Source organism: Modestobacter sp. SSW1-42 (genome assembly GCF_046635825.1).
Classification (GTDB): domain Bacteria; phylum Actinomycetota; class Actinomycetes; order Mycobacteriales; family Geodermatophilaceae; genus Modestobacter.
Genome location: NZ_JBISCA010000001.1, coordinates 405,923 through 419,771 on the forward strand (window position 1 = coordinate 405,923; position 13,849 = coordinate 419,771).

12 protein-coding genes are annotated in these 13,849 nt (G+C 76.4%); 4 read left to right on the forward strand and 8 right to left on the reverse strand.

From position 1 onward, the window contains the following. Positions 1–90: 90 nt before the first annotated feature. A complete protein-coding gene (locus ACGBYP_RS02065) occupies positions 91–690 on the reverse strand; it encodes a histidine phosphatase family protein (protein ID WP_411581606.1) in 600 nt (199 codons plus the stop codon). Next, the gene (locus tag ACGBYP_RS02070) at positions 683–1,948 is read right to left on the reverse strand and encodes a CynX/NimT family MFS transporter (protein ID WP_411581607.1); all 1,266 of its coding nucleotides are present in this window, start codon (positions 1,946–1,948) and stop codon (positions 683–685) included. Before ACGBYP_RS02070 ends, ACGBYP_RS02065 begins: the two co-directional genes overlap by 8 nt. Before the next feature lie 185 nt (positions 1,949–2,133). On the opposite strand from ACGBYP_RS02070, the gene ACGBYP_RS02075 reads away from it, so the two are divergent. Then, entirely contained in the window at positions 2,134–2,988 is an 855-nt protein-coding gene (locus tag ACGBYP_RS02075; protein WP_411581608.1) for an aldo/keto reductase, read from the forward strand. A gap of 98 nt (positions 2,989–3,086) precedes the next feature. On the opposite strand, the gene ACGBYP_RS02080 is transcribed toward ACGBYP_RS02075, so the two are convergent. From ACGBYP_RS02080 to ACGBYP_RS02100, 5 genes are read right to left on the reverse strand one after another with little or no spacing between them, the layout of a single operon-like run. Then, on the reverse strand, positions 3,087–4,178 hold the full coding sequence (locus ACGBYP_RS02080) for an NAD-dependent epimerase/dehydratase family protein (protein ID WP_411581609.1): 1,092 nt from the start codon (positions 4,176–4,178) through the stop codon (positions 3,087–3,089). A 30-nt stretch (positions 4,179–4,208) separates the two neighbouring features. Then, positions 4,209–5,291, reverse strand: a complete 1,083-nt coding sequence (locus tag ACGBYP_RS02085; protein WP_411581610.1) for a DNA glycosylase AlkZ-like family protein — start codon at positions 5,289–5,291, stop codon at positions 4,209–4,211. A 46-nt stretch (positions 5,292–5,337) separates the two neighbouring features. Further along, positions 5,338–6,627 (reverse strand): PP2C family protein-serine/threonine phosphatase, encoded by a 1,290-nt coding sequence (locus tag ACGBYP_RS02090; RefSeq protein ID WP_411581611.1) that lies wholly within the window; start codon positions 6,625–6,627, stop codon positions 5,338–5,340. A gap of 43 nt (positions 6,628–6,670) precedes the next feature. After that, entirely contained in the window at positions 6,671–7,501 is an 831-nt protein-coding gene (locus ACGBYP_RS02095; RefSeq protein WP_411581612.1) for an alpha/beta fold hydrolase, read from the reverse strand. Between the two features lie 35 nt (positions 7,502–7,536). Then, positions 7,537–10,089, reverse strand: a complete 2,553-nt coding sequence (locus ACGBYP_RS02100; RefSeq protein ID WP_411581613.1) for an EAL domain-containing protein — start codon at positions 10,087–10,089, stop codon at positions 7,537–7,539. A 159-nt stretch (positions 10,090–10,248) separates the two neighbouring features. On the opposite strand from ACGBYP_RS02100, the gene idi reads away from it, so the two are divergent. Further along, positions 10,249–10,791 (forward strand): isopentenyl-diphosphate Delta-isomerase, encoded by a 543-nt coding sequence (gene idi / locus ACGBYP_RS02105; RefSeq protein ID WP_411582219.1) that lies wholly within the window; start codon positions 10,249–10,251, stop codon positions 10,789–10,791. A gap of 26 nt (positions 10,792–10,817) precedes the next feature. On the opposite strand, the gene ACGBYP_RS02110 is transcribed toward idi, so the two are convergent. Further along, the gene (locus ACGBYP_RS02110) at positions 10,818–11,795 is read right to left on the reverse strand and encodes an ATP-binding protein (RefSeq protein ID WP_411581614.1); all 978 of its coding nucleotides are present in this window, start codon (positions 11,793–11,795) and stop codon (positions 10,818–10,820) included. Between the two features lie 132 nt (positions 11,796–11,927). Here ACGBYP_RS02110 and ACGBYP_RS02115 point away from each other — a divergent pair, with 132 nt between their 5' ends. Together ACGBYP_RS02115 and ACGBYP_RS02120 are read left to right on the forward strand one after the other, a co-directional pair. Further along, positions 11,928–12,962 carry a methylenetetrahydrofolate reductase C-terminal domain-containing protein gene (locus ACGBYP_RS02115; protein WP_411581615.1) on the forward strand — a complete coding sequence of 345 codons (1,035 nt, stop codon included), beginning with the start codon at positions 11,928–11,930 and terminating at the stop codon, positions 12,960–12,962. Beyond that, positions 12,959–13,723 carry a class I SAM-dependent methyltransferase gene (locus ACGBYP_RS02120; protein WP_411581616.1) on the forward strand — a complete coding sequence of 255 codons (765 nt, stop codon included), beginning with the start codon at positions 12,959–12,961 and terminating at the stop codon, positions 13,721–13,723. The genes ACGBYP_RS02115 and ACGBYP_RS02120 overlap by 4 nt, the downstream gene beginning before the upstream one ends. Positions 13,724–13,849: the final 126 nt, after the last annotated feature.

The following is a 13,849-nucleotide window of genomic DNA, read 5'->3' on the forward strand; positions in this document are numbered from 1 at the left end:
GATCAGGTGACCTGGTCGTGCGTGCTCCTGGCTCACGGTGGGCGGTGAGCCAGGAGCACGCACGGTGAGCTCAGCTGATCCCGGCGGAGGTCAGGGGCAGCCGGTGTTCCAGCCGGTCAGCGCCGGCCAGTCGTGCTCGTGGCCGAGGACGCCGTAGCGGCCGGTGGCCAGCGGGAACAGCGCTCCGCGCTCCGGGCCGAAGCCCAGCCAGCGGGCGGTGAGGACGCGCAGCACGTGCCCGTGCGCGACGAGCGCGACGTCGCCGCCGTCGAGCAGCGGCCGGACCCGCTCCAGGACCCGGTCGACCCGCTCGGCCACCTGGGCCAGGGTCTCCCCGGGGGTGTCGCCGGGCTCGGTGCCGTCCTCCCACAGCGACCACGGGTGCCCGAGCTCCTCGCGGATCTCCGGCGTGGTCCGGCCCTCCCAGCGGCCGTAGTCGACCTCGACGAGGTCCGGCTCCAGCTCGGCGGTGATGCCGTGGTCGAACAGCCCGGCCAGCTCCGCGGTGCGCCGGGCCCGGGTCAGCGGGCTGACGAAGGCGTGCGTGATCTCCCGCTCGCCCAGCTCCGCCCGCAGCTTGCGGGCGTCGTCCTCCCCGCCGGGCAGCAGCGGCAGGTCGGTCAGCCCCGTGTGCTGCCCGCTCGTGCTCCACTCGGTCGCACCGTGCCGGACGACGACGATCTCACCCACGACGTGCCTCCTCCGCGGGCGCCACGGCGGGCCCCGCCTCTCGTGCTGTCTCGGTCCGTCCACCGGTCGACGCGGCGCCGGCGACGGCCATGACGGCCACCGAGCCACAGATGACCAGCAGCGGTGCGGTCCAACCACCGGTCGCGTCGTGCACGGCGCCGATGACCAGCGGCCCGGTGGCCGCCACGACGTAGCCCCCGCCCTGCACCATGGCCGACAGCTGCCGGCTCCGGGTGAGGTCGGGTGAGCGCCGCACGATCGCGATGAAGATGACCGTGATGCCGCCGCCCTGCGCCGCGCCGGCCAGGCAGCACCACAGCGGCCACAGCCCGGGGGCGACGAGCAGGCCGACCGGCAGCGTCGCCCAGAGCGCGGTCACGGCCAGCAGCACCAGCGCGGGGCGCTTCCACCAGGCGACGAGGGCGGGCACGGAGAACGCGCCGACCACCGCGAGCACCTGGAACAGCGAGGAGCTGGCCCCGGCGGTCGCCCGGGACAGCCCGTTCTCGTCGGCCAGCAGCGTGGGCAGCCAGGCCGTCGCGCCGTAGTAGCTGAACGCCTGGCCGGCGAAGGCCAGCGTCAGGCCCCAGGCGACCGGGCTGCGCCAGACCGAGGCCCCCGGCGCGGCGGGCGGGAGGGGAGCGGGGGCGGTGCCGGCGGCCTCGGCGGCCGCGGCGCGGGCCACCTGGCGGCGCAGCGCGGTCGTCCACACGGCGGCGGCCACGACGACCAGCAGCCCCCAGGCGGCCAGCGCGGCCTGCCAGCCGACGACGTCGGCCAGCGGCGCGGTGAGCGCGGAGGTGAGCGTCGCGCCGACGTTGAGCGCGGCGGTGTAGGCGGCGGTGACGATGTTGGTGGCGCCCGGGAAGTCGCGGCCGATGACCACCGGGACGACGACGTTGCCCACCGTGATGCCCAGCCCGATGACCACCGTGCCGGCGATGGCCGCGGCCGGGCTGCCCAGCGAGCGCAGCACCGTGCCGGCGAGCACCCCGGCCAGCGCGACGAGCACTGCCCGGTGCACGCCGCTGCGGGCGATGAGCAGTGACGCCAGTGGGGCGGCGAGGCCGAAGCAGAGCACCGGGATGCTGGTCAGCAGGCCGATGGTGCCCGCACCCACGAGCAGGTCGCGGCGCAGGTCGTCGACGACCGGGGCGACCGCGACCAGCGGCCCGCGCAGGTTCAGCGCGACCAGCAGGACCCCGGCCAGCAACAGGACCGGCAGCGCCGTCGTCCCCGCCCGCCGTGTCCGTTGCACCGGACCACCTTCCCCCACGCGCCGCCGACTCCCGGCACCAGGACGGCGACTGTGCCGACCCTCACATGCGCGGGCGCGGGGAAGCCCGGGCGGTCCCGGGCACTTGTGCAGGAGGAGACCCCGGCAGGCCGCAGCCGCGGGTCCTCCCGACACCGCGCACTCGACACAGGACCCCTGGAGGGACCATGACGACCCCCACCACCCCGCTCACCTTCGACCTCGGCGGTGACCTCACCGTCCACCGCCTCGGCTACGGCGCGATGCAGCTCACCGGCCCGGGCGTGTGGGGCGAGCCGGCCGACCGCGCGGGCGCGCTGGCCGTGGTGAAGGCCGCGATCGAGCAGGGCGTCGACTTCATCGACACCGCCGACTCCTACGGCCCGCAGGTGAGCGAGCAGATCATCGCCGAGGCCGCGTTCCCGTACCCCGACGGCCTGGTCATCGGCACCAAGGCCGGCCTGACCCGCACCGGCCCCGGCGAGTGGCCGCCGGTCGGCCGCCCGTCCTACCTCAAGCAGCAGGTCGAGCTGTCGCTGCGCAACCTCAAGGTCGACCGCATCGACCTGATCCAGCTGCACCGGATCGACTCCGAGGTGCCCCTGGCCGACCAGCTGGGCGCCTTCGCCGAGCTCAAGGAGCAGGGCAAGGTCCGCCACATCGGCGTCTCCGAGGTCTCCGTCGACGAGCTCGAGGCGGCGCGCGGGATCACCGAGATCGTGTCGGTGCAGAACCTCTACAACCTGACCAACCGGCAGTCCGCCGACGTCCTGGCCTACGCCGAGGCCGAGGGCATCGCGTTCATCCCGTGGTTCCCGATCGCCACCGGTGACCTGGCCAAGCCCGACAGCCCGGTGGCCGAGGTGGCCCGCGAGCTCGACGCGACCCCGTCGCAGGTGGCGCTGGCCTGGCTGCTCCAGAAGTCGCCGGTCATCCTGCCCATCCCGGGCACGAAGTCGATCGAGCACCTGACCGAGAACATGGGCGCCGCGCAGCTGACCCTGTCCGCCGACGACATGGCCAAGCTGGACGCCCTGGCCTGATCGACGAGAGCGGCCGGGCGTCCTGAGCGCCCGGCCGCCTCCGGCCCCCTCGCCCCCCACCGCGAGCTCGCGAGCGGTGGGGGCGAGGGGGTCCTTCGTCAGGCGGGCGTGTGGTCCGGGCCCGTGCCCGGGTGCAGCAGCGGCCCGGCGCCGCCGTGGCCGCTGCCGAGCGCGGCGACGAACTCGCGCAGCAGGTCGCCCCCGCTGTGCTTCGCCCGCCAGCCCAGCAGCGTGCGGGCCCGGGTGGTGTCCATCGGCGGCACGCCCAGGCCCAGGTCCAGCCAGCCCGGCTCGATCTGCAGCAGCCGGGACAGGAACGCCACCTGCATGCCGGTGCGCAGCACGACCGCCGGCACGGCCACCCGCTTCATGCCCAGCGCCCCGGCCAGCCCGGCGGCGTCGAAGTTCGGCGGGGCGGTCACGTTGAACGCGCCACCCGCCCGCCGGTCGAGGGCCCGGGCGATCACGTCGGCCACGTCGTCGGCGTGCACCAGGCCGATCGACAGGTCCGGGATCGGCAGCGGCAGCACCTTGGCCACGACGCCGGCCACCGGGGCGGGCAGTGCGCGGGCGGCCGGGAAGAGCACCGGGCCGAGGAAGTAGCGGCCGATCTCGCTGGCGGCGTCGGGCTGCAGCACCAGCGTCGGGCGGATCGCGGTGACGGTCGTCGCCGGGTTGGCGGCGTCGAACGCGCGCAGCATCCGCTCGCACTCGGCCTTCATCCGGCTGTACTGCGAGCTGGGGATGCCGGTGGTCGGCCAGTCCTCGCCGACCGGGTGGGTCTGCGGGCCTGCGGCGTAGGTGCCGATCGAGGACAGGTGCACCACGTGCGCGACCCCGGCCGCGGCCGCGGCGTCCAGCACCCGGCGGGTGCCGTCGACGTTGATCCGCTGCAGCAGGTCGGGCTCGCGGTCGGGGACCAGCGCCCACGCCGAGTGGACGACCGCGTCGACGCCGTCGAGGAACTCGGCCAGCACCGGCTCGCTCTCCGGTGTCCCGAGGTCGGCGGTGGACCAGCGCACCCCGGCGTAGGGGGCGGTCTCGGGAGGACGGCGGCGGGCCAGGCCCCGCACCTCGGTGACGCCGGCGTCGGCGAGGGCGCGCAGCAGCGCCGTCCCGACGTTGCCGCTGGCGCCGGTGACGGCGACGGTCAGGCCGGGGAGGGTGGACGAGCCGGTGGGTTCAGCCATGCCCGGGCGCTACCCGGATCCGCGCACCGCTCAACCGCCGACGGCGATGCCGGCCAGCGCGGTGCCGCGGACGGCGGCCAGCCGCTCGGCCTGCTCCTCCAGCGCACCGGTCGGCAGCGCGCGCCACGGGTCGACCTCCACCGACAGCCGCCGGCCGGCCTTGCGCGGGCGCCAGGTGCCGGCGACCTCGCCGTCGACGAGCACCGCACCGGGCCGGCCGAGGACGCGCCAGAGGTCCTTCGCCCGCGCGGGATCGGGCACCAGCAGGGTCCGGTCGCGGGTCTGCAGCCAGGGGTCGAACGGCATGAGCAGCCGGGTGGCGCGGGCCGGGCCCCCGCCGAGCCGGTCGACGTCGGCGGCCAGCAGCCAGCGCCGCTCGCCGTCCACCTCGACCTCGACCGCGTCCGCGGGCCAGTGCGCCCGCACGTCGGCCACCGGGGCGTCGAGGTACGCCGCCACCTGCTGCGGGGTGGCCGGGCCGTGCAGGCGCAGGTACCCGCGGACGACGTCGAGGTGCGCGGGCACCTCCGGCGCCGGCGTCAGCCCGGGCACCGGCTGGAGGACCGGGGGCGAGGTGTCGGGCTGGAGCTCCAGCCCGGCCCGCAGCGCGGCCAGCCGGAAGGGCTGCTCGTGCACGTGCACGGCGTCGCAGGGGCGGCAGTACCGCAGGTGGGGGGCCTCCAGCCGGGCGGACAGCTGCCGGGACATCTCGCCCTTGACCGTCGGGGCGGTGACGACCGCCCGCATCGCCGCGGCCACCGTGTCCAGCGCGGTCAGCACCGGGATGCCGGCGTCCCGCAGCGGCTTCGCGGCGTCGAACACGCGCTTGGCGGCGTCGGCCTCGGAGAACGGCGCGGTCGCCGCGGCCACCCCGGGCAGGTCGGTGCGGCGGTACACGTGCGGGGCCCCGCGCAGCGTCCAGACCAGGGCCAGCGCACCGGCCGGGACGTCGTCGACGCCGCGGACCGCCAGCGCCCACCGGGCGGCGTCCGCGCCGGTGTCCTGCACGCCCAGGTCGAGGACGGCGGTGTCGGCGAGGGTGCCCGCCGTGCGGTCCAGCTGGTGGGCGCGCACGCGGAAGGCCAGCACGTCGGCGCGGGTCACCTGCGGCATGCGGTCACGGTAGGGCCGCCGGCCTGCACCCGGGAGGGGGTCGACGTCAGTCGATGCCCGGCGGCAGCCGGTTGGGTCCTGCCTCGGGTGGGCGGGGGCGGTCCTCCGGGTGGGCGCGGACGGCGACCAGCGCGACGTCGTCCGCGCGGTGGGCCGGCGCCAACCGGGCGAGCAGCTCGTCGCACAGCTCGGTCAGCGGCCGGCCGGCCAGCCCGGACAGCGCGGTCAGCAGCCGGTCCAGCCCCTCGTCGAGGTCGCTGTCCCGCCGCTCGACCAGGCCGTCGGTGAACAGCAGGAGCGTCGCGCCGTCGTGCAGGGGGACGGTGTGCTCCTGCCGCGCGGTGTCCGGGTCGACGCCGAGCATCAGGTCGGGCCGGGTGTCGAGCACCGTCGCCGTCCCGTCGGGCGCCAGCAGGACCGGGGGTGGGTGCCCGGCGTTGGTCCACCGCAGCGTGCGGGGGCCGGTCACCGGGACGTCGGGTTCCCGCTCCACCCGGGCGACCAGCGCGGTGGCCAGCGCGCTCACGGCCAGCCCCCGCGCCGCGCGCTCCACCCGGCACAGGGTGTCGGCCAGCGGCTCGTCGTTGTCGTAGACCAGGGCGCGCAGCAGCCCGCGCAGCTGGCCCATCGCGGCCGCGGCCCGGCTGTCGTGGCCCACCACGTCGCCGATGACGAGCACCGTGGCGCCGTCGGGCTGCAGGAAGGCGTCGTACCAGTCGCCGCCGACGTGCGCCTCGTGCGCGGCCGGCTGGTAGCGCACCGCGACCTCGAGGTGGTCCGGCTCCGGCGGCGGGGTGAGCAGGGCCTGCTGCAGCCGGTCGGACAGGGCGCGCTCCTGGGCGGCCCGCAGGGTCAGCCGGCGCAGCTCCTCGGCCTGCGCCTCGGCGGCGCGGCGCTCGGTCAGGTCGCGGAAGGACACGACCACCCCGGTGACGGCGCCGTCCTCGACGACCGGGACCGCGGTGAGCTCGACGGGCACCGCGGCACCGGACCGGTGGGTGAAGACCTCGTCGGGGGCCACGACGGTCTGCCCGGTCCGCAGCGCGCGCCGGACCGGGCACTCCTCGACCGGGTAGGGCGACCCGTCGGCCCGGGAGTGGTGGATCAGGGCGTGCTGGTCGCGGCCGGTCTGCTCCTGCCGCGGCCAGCCGGTGATCCGGGCCGCGGCCGGGTTGACGAAGGCCACCCGGCCCTCGGTGTCCAGGCCGTAGATCCCGTCGGCGGTGTTGTCCAGCACCCGCTCGGTCAGCTGCAGCGCGCGGGACAGCTCGGCCTGCACGGTGGTCAGCTCGTCGGGGCGGCCCGTGGACGCGGGGGTGCTGCCGTCCGTCGCCATCCCGCACAGTCTGCCGAAGGCCGGCCGGTCGGCGGTGGCCGGCTCAGGCGGTGCGCACGTGGGCCGTGACCAGCTCCGCGGCGCGCTCGGCGGCGAGCTCGGGAATCCAGTGGTCGACGCCCTCGAGCACCTCCAGCGCATAGGGGGCGGCGACGAACGGCGCCGTGGCCTCGGTCGCCGTCCGGCCGAGGAACGCGTCGCCGTCGCCCCACAGGTGCAGCGTCGGGACCCGCACCGTGCCCACCGGGGTGCCGCCGGCCAGCGGCAGCGCCCGGTACCAGTTCAGCGCGGCGGTCAGCGCGCCCGGCTCCCGCATCCGCTCGACGTAGCGGTCGGCGAGCTCGGGCGGCAGCCCGCCCTGGCGCAGCATCCGGCGCAGCACCGCACCGCGGCCGGCCAGCAGCACCGCCTCGGGGACGGCGGGCACCTGGAAGAAGCCGATGTAGCTGCTGCGCACCGCCTGGTCGCTGTGCCCGAGCGACTGCGCCATCGCGGCCGGGTGCGGCACCGACAGGGCGGTGAGGGTGCGCACCCGCCACGGGTGCCAGGCGGCCAGCGCCCAGCCCACGACGCCGCCCCAGTCGTGCCCGACGACGTGCGCGCTCGGCAGCCCGGCGGCCGCCAGCAGGGCCAGGACGTCGTCGACCCCCTCGCGCAGGCGGTAGGCCGCACGGCCCGCCGGCCGGGCACCGGGGGAGTAGCCGCGCTGGTCGGGGGCCAGGGTGCGCAGCCCGGCCGAGTGCAGCGCCGGGGCCATCCGGTCGAAGGCTCCGGAGTCCTGCGGGAAGCCGTGCAGCAGGACGACGGGCTCCCCGTCGCCGGGCCCGGAGTCGCGGACGTCGAAGACCAGCCCATCGCGGGAGAACGTGTCCATGGCCGGTGTCTGCCCGCTGCGGGGCCGGGCCACGCTCAGACCGGGACGGCGACCCGCGCGGGCTCGGGCAGCACGTGGGCGAACACCGACGTCGGAGCGCCGTCGGCGTCCCGGACCACCGAGACCCGCACGGTCACCGGCACGTCCGAGCCGTCGGCGTGCCGGAAGCTGGTCGACAGCTCGGTCCGGCCGTCGGCCACGGCGAACAGCGCGCGGACGGCGCTGAACTGCCCGGCCCGGTCCGCCACCGGGGTGAGGTCCTGCACCCGCCGGTGCTGCAGCGCCTCGGTGCCGGTGCCCAGCAGCGCGGAGAAGGCCCGGTTGGCGCGCAGGAGCGTGCCGTCGGTACGGGCCAGCAGCATGCCGATCGGGGCGTCGTCGAACGCGTGCCGGAACATCAACTCGCTGTCGGTGAGCGCCCGCCGGGCCTGCACGGTGGCGGTGACGTCGCGGGAGACCGACAGCACCTCGCGCACCCGGCCGGCGTCGTCGGTCAGCTGCCGGGTGGTGCTCTCCAGCCACCGCACGCTGCCGTCGCGGTGCCGGACGCGATGCACCGCGGTGCCGTCGTCCCAGGGACCGGTGGGTGCGGGGTCGTCCAGGTAGAAGGAGCTGGTGAGGTCGGTGCCGGTGATCTCCTGCGGCAGCCACCCGAGCACCGCCTGGCTGGTGGCCGAGGCGTAGGTGACGATGCGGCCGGGGGTGGTCACCAGCACCAGCTCGTCGTTGCCCAGCGGCAGGACGGCGCCGGCGGCCAGCGGCTCGGACAGCGCGCGGGAGGTGAGCAGGGCGGCCAGCCGGGGCGAGGCGGGCTCGGGCCGGCCGAACAGCCAGCCCTGCGCGGAGTCGCAGCCCATGGCGACCAGCTGCTGCGCCTGCTCGGCGGTCTCCACGCCCTCGGCGCAGACCCGCCGGCCCAGGCTGTGCGCCGCCTCGATCACCAGCCGGGCGAGGACGGCGTCGGCGGTGTCGCTGGCCACCTGCTCGATGAACGAGCGGTCGATCTTGACCAGGTGCACCGGCAGGGCGCGCAGCAGGCTGAGCGCGGAGTGCCCGGTGCCGAAGTCGTCCAGCGCCAACCGGACGCCCAGGTCGCGCACCTGGGCGAGCCGGGCGGCCGTGGCGTCGAGGTCGGTGATGGCCGCGGTCTCGGTGATCTCCAGGCAGAGCCGGTCGGGGGCCAGGCCGCTGTCGGTGAGGGCGGCGGTGACGTCGTCGATGAAGCCGCGCTGGGCCAGTTGCACGGGGGAGACGTTGACCGCGACGGTCGGCAGCAGGCCCGAGGGCCCCGCGGCCCAGCCCGCGGCCTCCCGGCAGGCGGTCTGCAGCACCCACCGGCCGAGGTCGACGATCAGGCCGGTGCGCTCGGCGAGCGGGATGAAGCGGTCCGGGGCGACCCGGCCGAGCTCCTCGTCCTCCCACCGGGCCAGCGCCTCGACGCCGATGACCTGGGCCGAGGGCAGGCTGACGACCGGCTGGTAGTGCAGCTGCAGAGCCTGCGACTCGATCGCCTGCCGCAGCCGGCGCTCCATGGCGTGCTGGGCGCGGACGGCGTCGGAGGGCTCGGCGTCCTCGAGCAGCTCCGCCCCGAAGTGGGCGACCCGGCCGCGGCCGAGCGACTTCGCCTGGTGGACGGCGAGGTCGGCCTGGTGCAGCAGCGCGTCGGGGGTGAGGTCGCCGGCACCGGACGCGCCGGCGACGCCGACGCTGGCCCCGAGGCTGACCAGGTGCTCCCCGCCCGGGCCGGTGCGGGCGGTCACGACGTAGGGCGCGGCTGCGGTGAGCACGATCCGCTCGGCCAGCGCGGTGCTCTGCGCGGCGCTCAGCGGCGCCTCGGTCAGCACCGCGAACTCGTCGCCCCCCAGCCGGACGACGAGGTCGCCGGTGCGGGCCACGGTGCGCAGCCGCGCGGCGAACTCGACCAGGACGTCGTCCCCGGCGGCGTGGCCGAGGTGGTCGTTGGTGTCCTTGAACCGGTCGAGGTCGATGGAGAAGAGCACGCCCGTCGTCCCGGCGGCGTGGGCCTGGCGGAGCCGCTCGAGCAGGAAGAGCCGGTTGGGCAGGCCGGTGAGGGGGTCGTGCAGGGCCTGGTAGGCGTAGCGCTGGGCCAGCTGCTCGAACACGGCGGTGACGGGGGCGACCGACAGCGCGCCGTCGGGGCCGGTCACCAGCACGGCGTCCAGGAGGGCGTCGCCGCCGGACCGGCGCGCGATGACGGCCGCGGCCACCGTGGCGATCGGGCAGTCGAAGGCGAAGGCGAGCGTCGTCGGCGGCGCTGCGTCCAGGACCGGACGGCGCTGCAGCAGCAGCCGGCCGTACCCGAGCCGGCCGGTCATCGCCAGCTCGAACCAGGAGCGGCTGACCAGCTGCGGCGCGCCCGGGGCGGTGACGACCACCCAGCGCAGGGCGGCGTCCCGGCGGAAGAGCAGGTCGACCGCGGCCATGGTGGCCGTCGCCGGCAGCAGGTGCGCCGGCTGCGACAGCTCACCCAGCGTCGGCTCCGAGGCCGGGCCGGTCAGGTCCGCGGAGAAGGCCACCTGCAGCACGCCCTCCGGGCGCGCGAGGGGGGACGTCGAGGTCGTGGTCATGCGGTCCGTGCCTGCCTCTCGTGGTCCCCGTCCGTGGTGACGACGCTGAGTGTGTCGAAAGTTGCGCACCGTCACGACGACCGCTCACCCGTTCGAGGTGCACCCTGCCCGGGGACCCATCCGGAGCCGCGTTCACCGCCGGGGGAGGATGGGGTGGTGGTGGCCCTTCCGACGACAGAGCTGATCGTGCTGGTGGATGACCACGGGACGGCGATCGGCACGATGCCCAAGCCCCTGGTGCACACCGGGGAGACCCCGCTGCACCGGGCCTTCTCCGCGTACCTCTTCGCCGACGACGGCCGGTTGCTGGTGACCCGGCGGGCGGAGTCGAAGTCGACCTTCCCCGGCATGTGGACCAACACCGTCTGCGGCCACCCCGGCCCCGACGAGGCCGACGCCGACGCGATCGCCCGCCGCGCGGAGTACGAGCTCGGGCTCGGCGTCGCCGACCTGCGCCCGGCCCTGCCGTCCTACCGCTACCGGGCGGAGTTCCGTGGCGTGGTCGAGAACGAGATCTGCCCGGTCTACCTGGGCCGCTTCACCGGCACGCCCCGCCCCGACCCGACCGAGGTCGGCGAGTGGGAGCTGCTGGACTGGGCGGCCTTCCGCGACCGCCAGGAGACCCAGGAGTACGAGGCCTGGTCACCGTGGTGCCGCGAGCAGGCCCGGCTCATCGAGGCCAACGGGCTCCTGCCGGCCTAGCGGCCCCGCCGCTCGCGGTGGGGCCGTCAGGCGTGGACGACGAGGCGGACGGTGCAGCCGTCGCCGGAGTCGTCGGCGGGGGCGGCGGTCAGGCTGTCGACCGACCGCCGGGCCAGCCACAGGCCCATGCCGCCCACGGCCATGTCGCCGTGCGCCGGGCCGTACCCGATCAGCGGGTCGTCGAAGGCCGCGCCGCGGTCGGTGACCGCGCACAGCAGCCGCTCCGGGGTGCACCACAGCCGCACGTCGACCGGCGGGATGCCGTGCTCGGAGGCGTTGGAGGTGACCTCGTCGATGGCGAGCACGAAGTCCTGGGCGGCGTCCTCGGACAGCGAGCTCTCGGCCAGCACCCGGGTCAGGGCGCGGCGCAGGGCGCGCAGGTCCTCGAGGTCGACCATCGACAGGGTCGGCTCGGTGTCCTCCAGCGGGTCGGGCACCGAGGCGCGCTGCACCTCGCGCAGCAGCTCGGCGGGGTCCCGGAACCCGGGGTTGCGCACGGTGCCGGCCCCGGTCAGCAGCCACGGGTGGGTGGCGAGCACGACGGCGTCGGCGTCGACGGGCGAGTCGACCTCGGTGCCGGTGGTGCCGACCGGGCCGAGCAGGCAGATGTGGTCGACCGGGCGCTCGGCCAGCACGTGGTTGAGCAGCGCCTCGGTCTGCATCCACACGGCCGGGTCGGTGTGCGGTCCGCCGGGGCCGGTGACCAGGTGCAGCCGTCGTCCCTCACCGGGCGCGCGGGCGTCGACCAGGTCGGCGATCGCGGCCAGTGCGGCCGGGGGACGGTCGTCCAGCGGGTCGGTGGGGGCCACGAAGACGTCACCGACGCCCTCGAGCGTGGCGAGCACGGCGGCGGCCACCGCCTCGGGGCAGGCCACCACGACGGGCTCGCCGGCGGCGACGGCGCGGCGCAGGACCGGGCCCACCACCGCGGTCATGTCCAGATCGACCCCGAGCACGTGCCCCACGTGCCGGTATCCCTGGTGCTCCTCGATGCTGTGCTTCACGGGACCACCACCTCCTGCGCCGGCTGTTCGACGTCTGTCCGTGTCTGCCCGGAGAACGCGCCGGGAACACATCTCCCGCGCACGTCACACTGCCGGCGTTTCGCCCCGGCCGTGCGCGGACAGCGTGGGGGGATGACCGAGCCGGAGCTGCCCCCGGAGGGTGTTCGTACCGGCTGCCCGAAGCGGATGGTCTTCGGCCCCTGCGGCGGCGTCCGGGACGACGGTGCCTGCGAGGTGGCCCCGCACCCGTGCGTGTTCCTGGACCCGCCGCTGCCGCGCTGGACCGCGCCGGCCCCGCCCCGTCCCGCGCCGGCCGCCGACGGGCTGCTGGACCGGGCCCGCCGCGGTCCCGTCGTCCTCTCCGACCTCACCGTGCGGCCCTTCGACCGGGCGTCGGTGCGGGCCGTGGTGCGTGCGCTGGGGCCGGTGAGCGACGGCCTGCTGATCGGTGAGCACCAGGGGCGCCCCGACCTCCCGCCCACGCTGATGGCCGCCGACGTGCTGGCTGCCGGCGGACGCCCCTGGACGACGCTGGCCTGCCGCGACCGCAACCGGCTGGTGCTGGAGCAGGAGCTGGCGGGGCTCGCCGAGGTGGGCGTCGACGGCGTCCTGTGCGTGACCGGTGACGCCCGCGGTCCCGGGGTGCGGCCCGGGGTCACCTCGGTGTTCGACCTCGACGGCACCCGGCTGGCCGCGCTGGCCGCCGAGGCGGGGCTGACCGCGGCGGTGCCCGAGTCTCCGGACGCGCCCCCGCTGGCGCTGCGACCGGCCCGGGTGGCGGAGAAGGAGCGGGCCGGCGCCCAGCTGGTGGTGCTCAACCACGTGGCGTCCGCGGCCCGGCTGGCCGCCTTCACCGCCGCCGCCCGGGCCGCCGGCGCCACCGTGCCGTACATCGCCGCGGTGGCGGTCTACACCGACGAGCGGTCGGCCCGCGTGCTGCAGCGGTTCCCCGGCCTGCACCTCGACGACGCCACCGTCGAGCAGGTGCTCGCCGCGCCCGATCCGGTGGCAGCGGGCATCGTGGCCGCGGTGACCGAGGCGCGGGCGCTGCTCGCCGTCCCCGGCGTCATCGGGGTGAACTTGTCCGGGCCGGCCTCGTCACGGGGTGAGGAGACCGCCGCCGCGGTCAAGGCCGAGGTGGCCACGAGGGTCCGGGAGGGCGCATGAGCGAGATCGCCAGCGAGGCGATGGAGACCGAGTTCGGGACGGTGGCGGGCTGGACCGCCGAGGCCGTGCGCGCCCTCGGCCCGGAGCACGCCGTCCCGGCCGGGTGCCGGGGGAGCGGCAGCGAGGGCGCGCTGCGCTGGCTGGCCGACGCCCTGGACGTGGCCGGCGGCGCCCGGGTGCTCGACTCCGGCGCGGGGGTCGGTGGCCCGGCGGGCTGGCTGGCCGCCGAGCGCGGCGTCCGGCCGGTCTGCGTCGAGCCGATGGCCGAGGCGGTGCGGGCCAGCGCCACGCTGTTCGGTCTGCCGTCGGTGGTGGCGCTGTCGCAGTCGCTGCCGCTGGCCGACGGGTCCTTCGACGCCGCCTGGTGCCTGGGCGTGCTGTGCACCACGGAGGAGAAGCCCGCGCTGCTGGCCGAGCTGCACCGGGTGCTGGTGCCCGGTGGCCGGCTGGGGCTGCTGGTCTTCGTGGCCGACGAGCCGCTGCCGCCGCCGCTGCCCGAGGGCAACAGCTTCCCGTCGTCGGCGGAGGTCGACGCGCTGCTGGCCGGCGCGGGCTTCACCGTCACCGCGACCGCCGAGGCCGACCTGTCCGACAGCTCGCCGGAGTGGCAGGCACGCGCCGACGCCGTCGAGGCCGAGGTGCAGCGCCGGCACGGCGAGGATCCGCGGTGGGCCGAGGCGCAGGAGCAGTCCGGCCGCGTGGGCGCGCTGCTGGGCTCCGGCGCCCTGCGGCCCCGCCTGCTGTCCGCCGTCCGCTCCTGAGTGGCAGACGTGGATCAGGTCCCCTGATCAACGGCTGTCCCCCGCCACCAACGCTGGTGCAGGGGGACAGTGTCCGATCAGGTGACCTGATCATCGCTGCGGCATGCCGGGGGGCGCGGCGGTGTT